The following is a 13,890-nucleotide window of genomic DNA, read 5'->3' as shown; positions in this document are numbered from 1 at the left end:
ACAGCTAGGTAGGAGAGAGCCCCCCATGGCACGACGCGGAATCCTCGGACGGTCCCGCCGTGAGTACAAGGCCCCCGAGCCGCACCCCTCGGGCGCCACGCCGCCGAAGATCCCCGGCGAGTTGGTGCCCAAGCACGTGGCGATCGTCATGGACGGCAACGGGCGTTGGGCGAAGGACCGGGGGCTGCCGCGCACCGAAGGGCACAAGGTCGGTGCCGAGCGCGTCCTCGACGTGCTCCAGGGCGGCATCGAGATGGGCGTCGGGGCGATCTCGCTCTACGCCTTCTCCACCGAGAACTGGAAGCGTTCTCCGGACGAGGTGAAGTTCCTGATGAACTTCAACCGCGACTTCATCCGCAAGACCCGCGACCAGCTGGACGAACTCGGCATCCGGGTGCGCTGGGTGGGCCGGATGCCCAAGCTGTGGAAGTCGGTCGCCAAGGAGCTGGAGATCTCCCAGGAGCAGACCAAGGGCAACGACAAGCTCACCCTGTATTTCTGCATGAACTACGGCGGCCGCGCGGAGATCGCGGACGCCGCGCAGGCGCTCGCCGAGGACGTGAAGGCGGGGCGGCTCGACCCCTCCAAGGTCAGCGAGAAGACCTTCGCGAAGTACCTGTACTACTCGGACATGCCGGACGTCGACCTCTTCCTGCGCCCGAGCGGTGAGCAGCGCACCTCCAACTACCTTCTCTGGCAGAGCGCTTACGCCGAGATGGTCTTCCAGGATGTGCTGTGGCCGGACTTCGACCGCCGTGACCTGTGGCGCGCCTGCCTCGAATACGCCTCGCGCGACCGCCGCTTCGGCGGGGCGATCCCGAACGAGCAGCAGATCGCCGACAGTTAGCCGTATTTGTACGTGAGGGCCCCCACCGTCAGCTCGACGGTGGGGGCCCTCACGTACGTACGGCTACTGCTTGCTCGCGCACTCCGCGCAGGTCCCGAAGATCTCCACGGTGTGCGCCACGTTCACGTACCCGTGCTCGGAGGCGATCGCCTCGGCCCACTTCTCGACCGCGGGGCCCTCGACCTCGACCGCCTTGCCGCACACCCGGCAGACCAGGTGATGGTGGTGGTCGCCGGTGGAGCAGCGGCGGTAGACCGACTCGCCCTCGTCGGTGCGGAGCACGTCGACCTCGCCGGCGTCGGCGAGGGACTGGAGCGTCCTGTAGACCGTCGTCAGGCCCACCGAATCGCCCTTGTGCTTGAGCATGTCGTGCAGGTCCTGCGCACTGCGGAACTCGTCCACCTCGCCCAGGGCCGCCGCCACAGCGGCGCGCTGCCGGGTGGATCGGCCTCGTACCGGGGGTCCCGCAGCCGTTGTCACAGGTGCCTCCTCAACTGAAAAACTCGCACGATCGCCCGCACATCTGTCATATCCCGTCGGGCCATTGTGCCAGCTCGCTCTCAGACAGTGACCTCGTCCGCCGGGCGCCGCGCCTCGGGGACGTCCGCCGTGCAGGTCGCGTCGGCGGCCGCCACGGCCCGTGCCCGCCGCCGCGCCAGGGGCGTCGCGAGCGCCGTCAGGACGACGAAGACGCCGATCGCCATCAGCACGATCGTCGCTCCGGGCGGCACGTCCTCGTAGTACGACGTGACCGTGCCGGACAGTGTCACGGCGGTGCCGATGACCACCGAGAGGATGAACGTCACCTTGAACGAGCGGGTGATCTGCTGGGCCGCCGCGACCGGCACCACCATGAGCGCGCTGACCAGGAGCAGGCCGACGACGCGCATCGCGACGGTGACCGTCACCGCGGCCGTGACCGCGATCAGGAGGTTCAGGGCCCGGACCGGCAGCCCGGTCACCCGCGCGAACTCCTCGTCCTGGCTCACCGCGAACAGCTGCTTGCGCAGGCCGACCGTGACCAGGACCACAAAGGCCGCCAGCAGGCAGATCGCCGTGACGTCGGAGTCCGAGACCGTCGAGAGCGAGCCGAAGAGGTACGAGGAGAGGTTCGCGTTCGAGCCGGTGTCCGAGAGGTTGATCAGCAGGACACCGCCCGCCATGCCGCCGTAGAAGAGCATCGCGAGCGCGATGTCGCCGCGCGTCTTGCCGTACGCCCTGATCAGCTCCATCGTCACCGCGCCGACGACGGCGATGAGCGTCGCCATCCACACGGGGCTTGAGTTGAGCAGGAAGCCCAGGCCGACGCCCGTCATGGCGATGTGGCCGATGCCGTCGCCCATCAGGGCCTGGCGGCGCTGGACGAGGTAGATGCCGATGGCTGGGGCCGTGATGCCGACGAGGACGGCGGCGATCAGCGCCCGCTGCATGAATTCGGTCTGGAAGATTTCCATGATCAGGTCAGCAGTCCCGTGCGGATCGGCTCGTCGGCCGAGTGCGGATGTACGTGGTCGTGGCCGGGCAGCGCGTGCTGTCCCGTGGCCTTGGGCGGCGGACCGTCGTGCGTCACGCAGCCGTCGCGCAGGACGACCGCGCGGTCGATCAGCGGTTCGAGGGCGCCCAGCTCGTGCAGCACCAGCAGGACCGTCGTGCCGGCCGCGACCTGCTCGCGCAGGGTCTGGGCGAGGATCTCCTGGCTGGCCAGGTCGACGCCCGCCATCGGCTCATCCATGATCAGCAGCTCGGGCTCGGAGGCGAGCGCGCGGGCGATGAGCACGCGCTGGTGCTGGCCGCCGGAGAGTGCGCTCACGGAGTCCTTGGCGCGGTCGCCGAGGCCGACGAGCCCGATCGCCCGGTCGACCGCCGCGCGGTCCGCCTTGGTCGTCCAGCCCAGCTTCGACAGCTTCGTACGCGAGAGGCGCCCGGCCGACACGACCTCGCGGATCGTCGCGGGGACGCCGCTCGCGGCCGTCGTGCGCTGCGGTACGTAGCCGATGCGGGCCCACTGCCGGAAGCGCTTGAGGGGCGTGCCGAAGAGGCTGATGTCGCCGCCGGTGAGGGGGACTTGGCCGATCACGGAGCGGACGGCGGTGGACTTGCCCGAGCCGTTGGCGCCGAGCAGGGCGACGACCTCACCGCGCTTGACGGTGAGGTCGATGCCGCGCAGCACCGGGCGCGCGCCGAGGGTGGCCGTGGCCGCCCTCACGGATATGACGGGCGGGACGGACCCCGCGTCGTCCGTGGCTTCCATGGCTCCCATGGCGTGCGCCTCCGATGCTGCTGGCTGTTCGTTCACTTCACGTCTTTCACTTCGCGCCGAGGGCCTTCTCGAGCGCGGCGAGGTTGGACTCCATGACCCCTACGTAGTCATCGCCCTTGGACTTGTCCGTGATTCCCTCCAGGGGATCGAGGACGTCCGTCTTGAGGTTCGCGTCGGTGGCGAGCGTCTTGGCGGTCTTGTCGCTGGCGAGGGTCTCGAAGAACACCGTGGAGACGTCGTCCTTCTCCGCGATGTCCTGAAGTTCCTTGATGCGGGCGGGGCTCGGGTCCGACTCGGGGTCGACGCCTGCGATGCCCTCCTGGTCCAGGCCGTAGCGCTCGGCGAGGTAGCCGAAGGCGGAGTGCGTGGTGATGAAGGTCTTGGTCCTGGTGTCCTTCAGGCCGTCCTCGAACTTCGTGTTCAGGGCGTCCAGCTTCTTGACCAGGGCCTTGGTGTTCTTCTTGTACGCCGCCGCGTGGTCGGGGTCGGCCTTCTCCATCGCCTTGCCGACGCCCTCGGCGACCTCGGCGTACTTCACCGGGTCGAGCCAGATGTGCGGGTCGGCACCGGCTTCGCCCTCTTCGGAGTGCTCTTCGTCCTCGTGGTCGTGGCCGTGGTCGTGGCCGACCCCGGTGCCGTGCTTCTCCAGCTTGGTGAGCTCCGCCGCATCCACGGTGTTCTTCACGCCGGACTGGCCGATGGCGTCGTCGACGGCGGGCTGGATGCCCTTGAGGTAGAGGATGAAGTCCGATTCGCCGAGCGAGGCGGTCTGCTTCGGGCTGAGCTCCAGGTCGTGCGGCTCGACGCCCGGCTTGGTCAGGGTGTCCACGGAGACGTGGTCGCCGCCGATCTCCTGGGCCAGGTACTGCATGGGGTAGAACGACGCCGTCACGTTCAGCTTGCCGTCGCCGTTCTTGTCCGCGGCGCTGGAGGAAGAGCAGGCGGACAGGGCCGTGAGGCCGAGAACCGTGGCGGTGGCGACGGCGGCGGTGGGTATCAGGCGACGTGCGTTCATGACACTCATTTTCAACAAATCTGGAAACGATTGTCAACTAGCCGTCCGATCTGTGCTGGATGTGCGGTGGATGCGCCGCGGATCGGGGGCGGACCGGGAACCGATTTGATTAGGGGGGTAAGGCCGCCGGTAACCTGAAGCATTCGCTTCGCCCACCGTCGTAATGAAGAGAGCACCGTGGCCGCCGACAAGATCGACAGCATCGTCAGCCTGAGCAAGCGCCGTGGCTTTGTTTACCCGTGCAGTGAGATCTACGGCGGCCAGCGTGCCGCCTGGGATTACGGGCCGCTCGGCGTCGAGCTCAAGGAGAACCTCAAGCGCCAATGGTGGCGCTACATGGTCACTTCGCGTGAGGACGTCGTCGGCATCGACTCGTCGGTGATCCTGGCCACGGAGGTCTGGCAGGCCTCGGGTCACGTCGCGACGTTCTCCGACCCGCTGACCGAGTGCCTCTCCTGCCACAAGCGCCACCGCGCCGACCACCTGGAAGAGGCGTACGAGGCCAAGCACAACCGTCCGCCCGAGAGCCTGGCCGACGTCAACTGCCCGAACTGTGGCACCAAGGGCCAGTTCACCGAGCCCAAGCAGTTCTCCGGCATGCTCTCCACGCACCTCGGCCCCACGCAGGACAGCGGCTCCATCGCGTACCTGCGCCCCGAGACCGCGCAGGGCATCTTCACCAACTTCGGCCAGGTCCAGCAGACTTCGCGCAAGAAGCCGCCGTTCGGCATCGCCCAGATGGGCAAGTCCTTCCGCAACGAGATCACGCCCGGCAACTTCATCTTCCGGACCCGCGAGTTCGAGCAGATGGAGATGGAGTTCTTCGTCAAGCCGGGCGAGGACGAGAAGTGGCAGGAGTACTGGATGGAGCAGCGCTGGAACTGGTACACCGGCCTGGGCCTGCGCGAGGAGAACATGCGGTGGTTCGAGCACCCGAAGGAGAAGCTCTCCCACTACTCGAAGCGCACCGCTGACATCGAGTACCGCTTCCGCTTCGGCGGCAGCGAGTGGGGCGAGCTGGAGGGCGTCGCCAACCGCACGGACTACGACCTCTCCGCGCACTCCAAGGCCTCAGGCCAGGACCTGTCCTACTTCGACCAGGAGGCCGGCGAGCGCTGGACTCCGTACGTCATCGAGCCCGCGGCGGGCGTCGGCCGCACCATGCTGGCGTTCCTGCTCGACTCCTACATCGAGGACGAGGCCCCGAACGCCAAGGGCAAGCTGGAGAAGCGGACGGTCATGCGCTTCGACCACCGCATCGCCCCGGTGAAGGTCGCGGTGCTCCCGCTCTCCCGCAACCCGGAGCTCTCGCCGAAGGCCAAGGGCCTCGCGACGGCCCTGCGGCAGAACTGGAACATCGACTTCGACGACGCGGGCGCCATCGGCCGCCGCTACCGCCGCCAGGACGAGATCGGCACGCCGTACTGCGTGACGGTCGACTTCGACACCCTGGACGACAACGCGGTCACGGTGCGCGAGCGTGACTCGATGAAGCAGGAGCGGGTCTCCCTCGACCAGATCGAGGGCTACCTCGCTTCGCGCCTGGTGGGCTGCTGATCGCTGCCCCGCTCGGCGTTGGCTGAGTGAAGCTTGAAAGAAGCCCCCGGATCCGCACACGGATCCGGGGGCTTCTGCTGCACACTGTTCGCCATGCCTTCGATGACCACGAGCAAGGTCTCTAGATGGGACCAGCACGGGCGCGAGCATGTCGTGCACGTGCAGAAGTCAGGCGTCCAGCGGCAGTTGAGCTGCGACACGTGCGGCTGGGGGAAGCGGGTGCAGTTCCTGCCGTGGCTGAAGGCGGAGGAACACCTCGCCGAGGAGCACCAGGCGACGGTGGATCCCTCGGTGCCCTGAACCCTGCGGGCCGCGGCGGTACTTGGGACGGATCCGCGCCGCGCCGCAGGCAACCAGGTGGTCTGCGCCACCGTCTCTCCTTTCCCCGGCCCGTGACGGCGTCGGGCACCGTCACCCGCTTCATGACCTGGAGAGCAGCCTTGGCGCACGACGACGAACGCGACCGGTCCGCCACCGAGCACCCCCAGGCGCCGTGGTGGTGGGGCATGGGACCGGTCGGGGCCGTCCTTCTCATCGCCGCCGGGATCGCCTGGGTGCTGTGGTCGTTCCTGGGGTCCGGCGCCGCGGACGGTCCGATGGCGGGCTACCAGGGGAGCAAGATCGTCGCCATCGGGCTCGTGCTCCTCGGCACGGTCGTCCTGGAACGCCTGCGCAGCCGTCGTACGCAGGCGCACGAGGTGGGGGAGCAGAGGGCAGAGGAGCAGAAGGCGGAGCAGCAGGAGGAGACGCCCTAGCGGCGCAGACCGCGTACGACCAGGTCGACCACTGCCGTGAAGGCGGATTCGATGCCGGGCTTCGACCACTCGCCCGCGTAGGCAGGGTCGTGGAAGCGGTTGGTGGCGTCGAAGACGGCGCGGGCGGTGGACGCGGCGTCGCTTGCCGTGAACGCGCCCTGGGTGACGCCTTCTTGGATGATCGTGGCGAGCTGGTCGGTGAGGTCCGTGATGTGGCGGTCCACCACTCCGCTGTTCTCACCCGTCAACACCGTGTACGTGGCGAACAGTTCGGGGTCGTCGCCCGCCTTGTGCTGCTTGGCGGCGAACAGGCCCGCCAGCCACTGGCGCAATTTCGTCTCGGGGGGTTCGGGGGCGGAGACGATGCCCGACAGGGACTCGGACGTGCGGTCCAGCCACCGCTTCGTGACCGCCTCGCGCAGTTCCGCCTTCGTACGGAAGTGGCGGTAGACCGTGCCATGGCTGACCCCGAGCGCGCGGGCCACGTCCACCACGGTGGCCTTCGCCGCGCCGTGGCGGCGCAGCATGTCCTCCGTGGCTTCGAGGATGCGCTCGGGGGTCAGGGTGCCGGTTGCCATGACAGTGACCGTACCCGGGGGCGATCAGTGCTCGCTGTCGAGGTGCGCCATCTGTGCCTCCGGGTAGCGCGCGCCCGCCGCGGCGTCCGCGGGCACCGCCTGCTCGATCGCGGCGAGGTCGGCCGCGTCCAGCCTCACGTCGAGGGCGCCGAGCGCCTCGGTGAGGCGGTCGCGGCGGCGGGCTCCGACGAGCGGGACGATCGCGGCGTCGTGCCGGGGGCCCTGGGCGAGGACCCAGGCGATGGCCGTCTGCGCGACGCTGACGCCCTTCTGCTCGGCGACCTTGCGGAGGGCGTCGACGAGGTCGAGGTTCCGGTCGAGGTTCTCGCCCTGGAAGCGGGGGCTCATCGCGCGGAAGTCCCCTGCTCCCAGCTTGCGGTCCCGGGTGAAGTGGCCGGAGATGAGGCCGCGGGAGAGCACTCCGTAGGCCGTGATGCCGATGCCGAGCTCGCTGACCGTGGGCAGGATCTGCTCCTCGATGCCGCGTGAGATGAGGGAGTACTCGATCTGTACGTCGGAGATGGGGGCGGTGGCGGCGGCGCGCCGGATGGTGTCGGCGCCGACCTCCGAGAGCCCGATGTGGCGGACGTGCCCCTTCTCGACCAGCTCGGCGATGGCGCCGACGGTCTCCTCGACGGGGACGTCGGGGTCGAGGCGGGCGATCCGATAGACGTCGATGTGGTCGACGCCGAGTCGCTGGAGCGAGTACGCGGCGAAGTTCTTGACGGCCGCGGGCCGCCCGTCATACCCGGACCAGCCGCCGTCCGGGTCGCGGAGGGCGCCGAACTTGACGCTGGTGAGCGCCTGTTCGCGGCGCGCGGCGGGGGCGGAGCGGAGGGCTTCGCCGATCAGCATCTCGTTGTGACCCATGGCGTAGAAATCGCCGGTGTCGATGAGGGTGACGCCCGCTTCGAGGGCGGCGTGGATGGTCGCGACGGACTCCGCGCGGTCGGCATCGCCGTAGAGCGCGGACATGCCCATGGCGCCGAGGCCGATGGCGGAGGACTGGGGGCCGGTGGTTCCGAGGGGGAGAGTACGCATGCATTCACCATGCCATGACAGATGACAGATTTCAATATCTGTCATCTGTCATCTGTCATTCGTCAGTCGTCACCCCGGGGTCGTCCTGACGTCAGCCGAACCGCCTCACGAACCTCTTCTGCCACGGTGTTTCCACCGCCCGTGGCGCATAGTGCTCCCGGACGTACGCGACCGCCTCCGTGCTCGGTACGCCGTCCAGTACCGCCATGCAGGCCAGTGCCGTCCCCGTGCGTCCCAGGCCGCCGCCGCATGCGATCTCGACCCGTTCCTTCTCTGCCCGCTCCAGCGCCTCGTGCAGGGCCGTTGTTGTCGCCCGGCGGTCTTTGGGGAGGCGGAAGTCCGGCCAGTGGAGCCAGTGGGACTGCCAGTCGACGGCGGGGGGTTCCTTGCCCAGGAGGTACAGGGCGAAGTCGGGGGTCGGGCCTTCCGGGAGGGGGTGGCGGAGGCCTCGGCCGCGGATGAGGCGGCCCGAGGGGAGTCGGAGTACGCCTGATGCGGTGGGGTCCCAAGTCGCAGTCATGGCGTGAGGGTAGTTTCCGGCGGCGGGCGGGGGCCGCCCGTTTTCAAGGCCGTGCCGAGCGCCGATCCGGGCGTGCCGTGTCCGCGAGCGGTCCCTGCGGCATGGCCTCCAGGCGCTCCGCCGTCCGCCGTGCCGTCTCCCTCGCCCAGTGGCCGCTGGTCAGGGCCCCGAGGAGCAGGACCGCGAGGCCGCAGCCCGCGATGATCCACCAGGCGGGGCGGCTCGCCTCGGTGAAGACGGCCGCGTACGAGGAAGTGCCCACCCCCGAGGCCAGGACCGCGCCGATGACCGCGACGCCCAGGGTCTGGCCGATCTGGCGGCTCGTGGAGGCGACGGCTGCGGCGACGCCCGCCTGGGAGCGGGGCATTCCGGAGACGGCGGTGTTGGTGATGGGGGCGTTCACGAAGCCGAAGCCGAGGCCGAAGAGGACATAGCCGAGGAGCAGCGTCGCGTTCGTCGTCTCCGCGTCGAAGGCGGCGAAGAGGACTCCGGACGCCGTCATCGCGACCCCCGCGACCAGGAGCGGAAGACGCGGGCCACGGCTGCCCACCAGGCGGCCCGACAGCGGGGCGCAGATCAGCGTCATCGCGGCCATCGGCAGCATCCACACGCCCGCGTGCAGGGCGTTCAGGCCCCGTACGTTCTGGAGGTAGAGCGTGGACAGGAAGAGGAAGCCGCCCAGCGCGGCGAAGGCGCTGATCGCGATCACCGTCGCGCCGCTGAACGGCGCCGAGCCGAAGAAGCGCAGGTCGATGAGGGGGTCGGCGCGGCGCGGCTCGTAGGCGAGGAGGCCGAGCAGGGCCAGGAGCGCCGCCGCCGCGAACGCGATGATCAGCGGGGACGTCCAGCCCGCCGTCGGGGCCTCGATGATCGCGTACGTCAGGGCGCCGAGCAGCACCATGACCAGGAGCTGGCCCACGGGGTCGGCGCGGCGCGGCTTGGGGGCGCGGGACTCGGGGACGTACCGGATGGTGAGGAGCAGCGCCGCGAGGCCCACCGGCAGGTTGATCCAGAAGATGGAGCGCCAGCCGACGGTGTCCACCAGGAGGCCCCCGATCAAGGGGCCCGCCGCCATGGAGATGCCGACCACCCCGCCCCAGACACCGATCGCGCGGGCCCGTTCGGCGGGCTCGGTGAAGGTGTTGGTGATGATTGACATCGCGACCGGGTTGAGCATGGAGCCGCCGACCGCCTGGAGCATCCGGAAGGCCACGAGGGATTCCAGATTGGGCGCGAGGGAACAGGCCACCGAGGCGACCGTGAAGATCACCAGGCCCACCTTGAAGATCTTCCGGCGCCCCACGCGGTCCGCCGTCGACCCCGCGAGCATGAGGAGCGCGGCGAGGACGAGGGTGTAGGCGTCGATCGTCCACTGCATGCCCGAGATGCTCGTGTCGAACTCCCGCGCCATGGTGGGCAGGGCGACGTTCAGGACGGTGTTGTCGAGGCTGACGATGAGCAGGCTCATGCAGCAGATCGCGAGCACGAGCATGCGTCGGCGGTGCGTCAGCTCTTGCGGGGGCATGGGTTCGACGGTATCCCGGTCGGCTGTGGGTCGCTCCTGTGGGCGGTGGGGTCGTACGGCGTGCTCCCGCGGTCGCCCCACCTGCCCCACTCGCCCCACCCGCCCCTCAGCTGAGCCTGCGCGGCAGCCGCAGGCTCAGCAGCGCGAGGCCGACGAGTCCGGCCAGTTGCACCGCGAGGACGATCGCGAACGCGTTCCGCATGCCCAGGCCCGGCACCATGGCCAGGAAGAGCGAGCCGAGCGTGGCGACGCCCATGGCCAGGCAGGACTGCTGGACCGTCGCCGCGAGACCGCTGCCCGCGCCCGCCTTCGCGGCCGGCACCGCGGCGAGCACGATGCGGTAGTAGAGGGCGAGCTGCACACCCTGGCCGAGCCCGCACAGGGCGAGGCCGGGGGCCAGGACGAGCGGGCTCAGCGCCGGCCACGGCGTCCACAGCACCGTGAGCGCGAGGACCGCAAGGCCGACGGCGTGCACCGCGGCGCAGACCGTCAGCGCGCGGCTGCCGAGCCACGTCACCAGACGCGGGGCGAGCATCGACGCCGCGAACTGCGCGACGCCCATGGGGATCAGGGTCAGCCCGGACTTCAAGGGGCTGAATCCCAGCCACTGCTGGAGCGTCACCGCACTGACGAACATCCAGCCCGCGAAGCCGGTGAAGATGGGCAGGCCGATCGTGAGCCCCTTGCGCACACCGGGCTCGCGCAGCAGCGACGGAGGCAGCAGCGGGCTGCCGCCGGTGCGTTCGGCGCGCAGCTCGACGCGGGCGAACGCCCAGGCCAGGAACGGCGAGGCGACCAGGAGCAGCACCGACCACAGGGGCCAGCCCGCCGCCCGTCCCTCGGTCAGGGGCAGCAGCAGCGCGATGAGGGACGCGGCGAGCAGGAGCGTGCCCCCGATGTCGCTGCGGCTCGGCTGCTCGGCGCGGCTGTCCGGCACCGAGCGCACCGCGCAGAGCAGGGCGGCGACGGCGACGGGCGCGTTCACCAGGAACACCGCGCGCCAGCCGGTGCCCGCGAGGTCGGCGGAGACGAGGACCCCGCCGAGCACCTGGCCGAGGACGATGGAGATGCCGCCCACCGAGCCGTAGAGCGCGACCGCCTTCGTCCGCCGCTCGCCCCGCGTCGTCGCGTGGATGGTGGCGAGCACCTGCGGCAGCATCAGCGCCGATGCCGCGCCCTGGGCGACGCGCGCGGCCACCAGCCACCAGGCGCCGGGCGCGAGCCCGCAGGCCAGCGAGGTCACGCCGAAGGCGGCGACGCCCCAGAGGAAGAGCCTGCGGCGCCCGTACGTGTCGCCGAGCCGTCCGCCGAGCACGAGCAGCACGGCGTACGCGACGGCGTAGCCCGCGACGACCATCTCCAGGGTCGCGGGGGAGGCGCGCAGGTCGTGTTCGATGCTGGGCAGGGCGACGTTGACGATGAAGAAGTCGATCATCGGGAGTGCGGCGCCGAGCAGGATGGTGACGAGGCCGAGCGGGGTCAGGGCGGCAGGGACCGGTGGGCCGGACCCGGCCCCGGTGTCCGCCGTGTCCGATGTGGCCGATGTGGGCTTGAGGACGTTGGCCGTGGAGTTCGTGAGGTTCACGAGTACGACGGTCGTCGAACCATCAGCCAGGTACCAGAGTCTGTTTATCCTGGTACCCGTACTACCTGGAAACAGGGTCGGCGTACGGGCAAGCTGGTCCCATGGACACCGCAGCGCCGGCGAAGACCGACCGTATCCGACGCAGTGAGCTCGCCGACTTCCTGCGCAGCCGCCGCGAGCGCATCACGCCGGAGCAGGCGGGCCTGCCCCGCGGCCCGCGCCGCCGCACGCCCGGCCTGCGCCGCGAGGAGGTCGCGCACCTCTCGACGGTCGGCGTCACCTGGTACACGTGGCTTGAGCAGGGCCGCGCCATCCACGTCTCGGCCCAGGTGCTCGACGCGCTCTGCCGCGCCCTGATGCTGGACGCCGGTGAGCGCGCCCACCTCTTCCAGCTCGCGGGCACCGCCGACCCCTCACCGGCCGCCGAGATCGCGTCGGTCCCGCAGGGCCTGCTGCGGATCGTCACCCAGCTGGAGCCGTACCCGGCGTGCGTGCAGAACTCCCGCTACGACGTCCTCGCCTACAACGCGACGTACGGCAACCTCCTCACCGACCTCGACGTGCTGCCGCCCGAGGACCGCAACTGCATGTGGCTGACCTTCACGCACCCCGCATGGCAGGCCGCCATGGAGGACCGCGAGGAGACGATGCGCCGGATGGTCGCGAGGTTCCGGGCGCGGATGGCCGGGCATCTCGCGGACCCGGCGTGGAAGACGCTGCTCAGGAGGATGCGCAAGGCATCGCCCACCTTCTGCGAACTGTGGGAGCGGCACGAGGTGATGCAGGCGGTGGACCAGTCGAAACGGTTCAACAATTCGCTCGTGGGCCCGCTGCACTTCACGTACCACGGGCTGTGGCTCGGCCCGGCCGAAGGCCCGCGCCTGGGTACGTACGTCCCGGCGGACGCGCGCTCGCAGGCGGCCACGGAGGAGCTGCACCGCCTGGTGAAGGCCGGGCATGTGGGCAGTCGCGGGGACGAGGGGCAAGCCGGGCGCGGGGGCAGTCGCGCGGATGGGGGACAATAGGAGGTCTGCCCCCGCCTCAGCCCCACTCGCCCCGGAGGAACCCCGCGCCATGGAGCCCCAGCTTCAGATCGGCCCGCACGCCGTGCGGCCGCCCGTCGTGCTCGCCCCCATGGCGGGCATCACGAACGCGCCGTTCCGCACCCTGTGCAGGGAGTTCTCCGGCGGCAAGGGCCTCTTCGTCAGCGAGATGATCACGACGCGCGCCCTGGTCGAGCGCAACGAGAAGACCATGCAGCTGATCCACTTCGACGAGACCGAGAAGCCCCGGTCCATCCAGCTGTACGGCGTCGACCCCGCGACGGTCGGCAAGGCGGTCCGCATGATCGCCGAGGAGGACCTCGCCGACCACATCGACCTGAACTTCGGCTGCCCCGTCCCCAAGGTCACCCGCAAGGGCGGCGGCTCCGCGCTCCCGTACAAGAGGCCCCTGCTGCGCGCGATCCTGCGCGAGGCGGTCGCCGGGGCCGGTGACCTGCCGGTCACGATGAAGATGCGCAAGGGCATCAACGACGAGCACATCACCTTCCTCGACGCGGGCCGCATCGCCGTCGAGGAGGGCGTCACGGCGATCGCGCTGCACGGCCGCACCGCCGCCCAGCACTACGGCGGCACCGCCGACTGGGACGCCATCGCCCGCCTCAAGGAGCACGTCCCCGAGATCCCCGTCCTGGGCAACGGCGACATCTGGTCCGCTGCCGACGCGATCCGCATGATGAAGGAGACCGGCTGCGACGGAGTCGTCGTGGGCCGCGGCTGCCTCGGCCGCCCCTGGCTCTTCGGCGACCTGGTGGCCGCGTTCGAGGGCACGGGCGCGCCCAAGGCCCCGGACCTGCGCGAGGTCTCCAAGGTCATGCTCCGCCACGCGACGCTGCTCGGCGAGTGGATCGGCGACGAGGCGCGCGGTGTCATCGACTTCCGCAAGCACGTGGCCTGGTACCTCAAGGGCTTCGCGGTCGGCTCCGAGATGCGCAAGCGCCTCGCGATCACCTCGTCCCTGGCCGAACTGGAGGACGGACTCGGCGAGTTGGACCTCGACCAGGGGTGGCCGACGGGCGCGGACGGACCGCGCGGCCGTACGTCGGGCAACAACCGCGTGGTCCTGCCGGACGGCTGGCTGAAGGACCCCTACGACTGTGCGGGCATCAGCGAGGACGCGGAGCTGGACACCTCCGGCGGCTGACC

Annotated in this window: 15 protein-coding genes; 6 read left to right on the top strand and 9 right to left on the bottom strand. The window is 70.1% G+C overall.

Translation table 11 applies throughout. The features are described from left to right. Positions 1-25: 25 nt before the first annotated feature. A complete protein-coding gene (locus ABZ833_RS40225; RefSeq protein ID WP_361057984.1) occupies positions 26-847 on the top strand; it encodes an isoprenyl transferase in 822 nt (273 codons plus the stop codon). Between the two features lie 63 nt (positions 848-910). Here the strand turns inward: ABZ833_RS40225 and ABZ833_RS40220 are convergent, their stop codons facing one another. From ABZ833_RS40220 to ABZ833_RS40205, 4 genes are all read right to left on the bottom strand, one after another. Continuing rightward, on the bottom strand, positions 911-1,327 hold the full coding sequence (locus ABZ833_RS40220) for a transcriptional repressor (protein WP_361057981.1): 417 nt from the start codon (positions 1,325-1,327) through the stop codon (positions 911-913). 80 nt (positions 1,328-1,407) lie between these two features. Then, positions 1,408-2,301: a metal ABC transporter permease gene (locus ABZ833_RS40215; protein ID WP_361057979.1), complete on the bottom strand. Its 894-nt coding sequence runs from the start codon at positions 2,299-2,301 to the stop codon at positions 1,408-1,410. Positions 2,302-2,303: 2 nt separating this feature from the next. Beyond that, positions 2,304-3,098: a metal ABC transporter ATP-binding protein gene (locus tag ABZ833_RS40210; protein ID WP_249593037.1), complete on the bottom strand. Its 795-nt coding sequence runs from the start codon at positions 3,096-3,098 to the stop codon at positions 2,304-2,306. A gap of 55 nt (positions 3,099-3,153) precedes the next feature. Further along, positions 3,154-4,122 (bottom strand): metal ABC transporter substrate-binding protein, encoded by a 969-nt coding sequence (locus ABZ833_RS40205; protein WP_361057977.1) that lies wholly within the window; start codon positions 4,120-4,122, stop codon positions 3,154-3,156. Between the two features lie 177 nt (positions 4,123-4,299). Here ABZ833_RS40205 and ABZ833_RS40200 point away from each other — a divergent pair, with 177 nt between their 5' ends. From ABZ833_RS40200 to ABZ833_RS40190, 3 genes are all read left to right on the top strand, one after another. Next, on the top strand, positions 4,300-5,679 hold the full coding sequence (locus tag ABZ833_RS40200; protein WP_249590017.1) for a glycine--tRNA ligase: 1,380 nt from the start codon (positions 4,300-4,302) through the stop codon (positions 5,677-5,679). A gap of 93 nt (positions 5,680-5,772) precedes the next feature. After that, positions 5,773-5,979, top strand: coding sequence for a hypothetical protein (locus ABZ833_RS40195; protein WP_361057975.1), 207 nt, complete (start codon positions 5,773-5,775; stop codon positions 5,977-5,979). Between the two features lie 122 nt (positions 5,980-6,101). After that, positions 6,102-6,434: a hypothetical protein gene (locus ABZ833_RS40190; protein ID WP_361057973.1), complete on the top strand. Its 333-nt coding sequence runs from the start codon at positions 6,102-6,104 to the stop codon at positions 6,432-6,434. Here the strand turns inward: ABZ833_RS40190 and ABZ833_RS40185 are convergent. The 5 genes from ABZ833_RS40185 to ABZ833_RS40165 all read right to left on the bottom strand — a co-directional run bounded on the left by ABZ833_RS40185 (position 6,431) and on the right by ABZ833_RS40165 (position 11,683). Beyond that, positions 6,431-7,012 carry a TetR family transcriptional regulator gene (locus ABZ833_RS40185; protein WP_361057971.1) on the bottom strand — a complete coding sequence of 194 codons (582 nt, stop codon included), beginning with the start codon at positions 7,010-7,012 and terminating at the stop codon, positions 6,431-6,433. The genes ABZ833_RS40190 and ABZ833_RS40185 overlap by 4 nt on opposite strands. A 24-nt stretch (positions 7,013-7,036) precedes the next feature. Beyond that, positions 7,037-8,053, bottom strand: coding sequence for an aldo/keto reductase (locus ABZ833_RS40180; protein WP_361057969.1), 1,017 nt, complete (start codon positions 8,051-8,053; stop codon positions 7,037-7,039). Positions 8,054-8,144: 91 nt separating this feature from the next. After that, positions 8,145-8,573, bottom strand: a complete 429-nt coding sequence (locus tag ABZ833_RS40175) for a protein-tyrosine phosphatase family protein (RefSeq protein WP_361057967.1) — start codon at positions 8,571-8,573, stop codon at positions 8,145-8,147. A gap of 43 nt (positions 8,574-8,616) precedes the next feature. Further along, the gene (locus ABZ833_RS40170; protein ID WP_361057965.1) at positions 8,617-10,098 is read right to left on the bottom strand and encodes an MFS transporter; all 1,482 of its coding nucleotides are present in this window, start codon (positions 10,096-10,098) and stop codon (positions 8,617-8,619) included. Between the two features lie 106 nt (positions 10,099-10,204). Further along, positions 10,205-11,683: an MFS transporter gene (locus ABZ833_RS40165; protein ID WP_361057963.1), complete on the bottom strand. Its 1,479-nt coding sequence runs from the start codon at positions 11,681-11,683 to the stop codon at positions 10,205-10,207. Positions 11,684-11,784: 101 nt separating this feature from the next. On the opposite strand from ABZ833_RS40165, the gene ABZ833_RS40160 reads away from it, so the two are divergent. Beyond that, on the top strand, positions 11,785-12,708 hold the full coding sequence (locus ABZ833_RS40160; RefSeq protein ID WP_361057961.1) for a helix-turn-helix transcriptional regulator: 924 nt from the start codon (positions 11,785-11,787) through the stop codon (positions 12,706-12,708). Positions 12,709-12,757: 49 nt separating this feature from the next. Next, positions 12,758-13,888, top strand: coding sequence for a tRNA dihydrouridine synthase DusB (dusB, locus tag ABZ833_RS40155; RefSeq protein WP_361057959.1), 1,131 nt, complete (start codon positions 12,758-12,760; stop codon positions 13,886-13,888). Positions 13,889-13,890 lie beyond the last annotated feature (2 nt).

The sequence above is a fragment of the Streptomyces sp. NPDC047525 genome (genome assembly GCF_040643025.1).
In the GTDB taxonomy this organism is placed as follows: Bacteria; Actinomycetota; Actinomycetes; order Streptomycetales; family Streptomycetaceae; genus Streptomyces; species Streptomyces durmitorensis.
Note: the sequence above shows the minus strand (reverse complement) of the source record. Positions and strands in the feature narration are given on the sequence as shown.

What these genes read in the sequence shown, in the direction of transcription:
- ABZ833_RS40225 (WP_361057984.1), top strand. Translation starts at nt 26, where the DNA reads ATGGCACGACGCGGAATCCTCGGACGGTCCCGCCGTGAGTACAAGGCC.
- ABZ833_RS40215 (WP_361057979.1), bottom strand. Translation starts at nt 2,301, where the DNA reads ATGGAAATCTTCCAGACCGAATTCATGCAGCGGGCGCTGATCGCCGCC.
- ABZ833_RS40210 (WP_249593037.1), bottom strand. Translation starts at nt 3,098, where the DNA reads ATGGAAGCCACGGACGACGCGGGGTCCGTCCCGCCCGTCATATCCGTG.
- ABZ833_RS40205 (WP_361057977.1), bottom strand. Translation starts at nt 4,122, where the DNA reads ATGAACGCACGTCGCCTGATACCCACCGCCGCCGTCGCCACCGCCACG.
- ABZ833_RS40195 (WP_361057975.1), top strand. Translation starts at nt 5,773, where the DNA reads ATGCCTTCGATGACCACGAGCAAGGTCTCTAGATGGGACCAGCACGGG.
- ABZ833_RS40190 (WP_361057973.1), top strand. Translation starts at nt 6,102, where the DNA reads ATGACCTGGAGAGCAGCCTTGGCGCACGACGACGAACGCGACCGGTCC.
- ABZ833_RS40185 (WP_361057971.1), bottom strand. Translation starts at nt 7,012, where the DNA reads ATGGCAACCGGCACCCTGACCCCCGAGCGCATCCTCGAAGCCACGGAG.
- ABZ833_RS40180 (WP_361057969.1), bottom strand. Translation starts at nt 8,053, where the DNA reads ATGCGTACTCTCCCCCTCGGAACCACCGGCCCCCAGTCCTCCGCCATC.
- ABZ833_RS40175 (WP_361057967.1), bottom strand. Translation starts at nt 8,573, where the DNA reads ATGACTGCGACTTGGGACCCCACCGCATCAGGCGTACTCCGACTCCCC.
- ABZ833_RS40170 (WP_361057965.1), bottom strand. Translation starts at nt 10,098, where the DNA reads ATGCCCCCGCAAGAGCTGACGCACCGCCGACGCATGCTCGTGCTCGCG.
- ABZ833_RS40160 (WP_361057961.1), top strand. Translation starts at nt 11,785, where the DNA reads ATGGACACCGCAGCGCCGGCGAAGACCGACCGTATCCGACGCAGTGAG.
- dusB (WP_361057959.1), top strand. Translation starts at nt 12,758, where the DNA reads ATGGAGCCCCAGCTTCAGATCGGCCCGCACGCCGTGCGGCCGCCCGTC.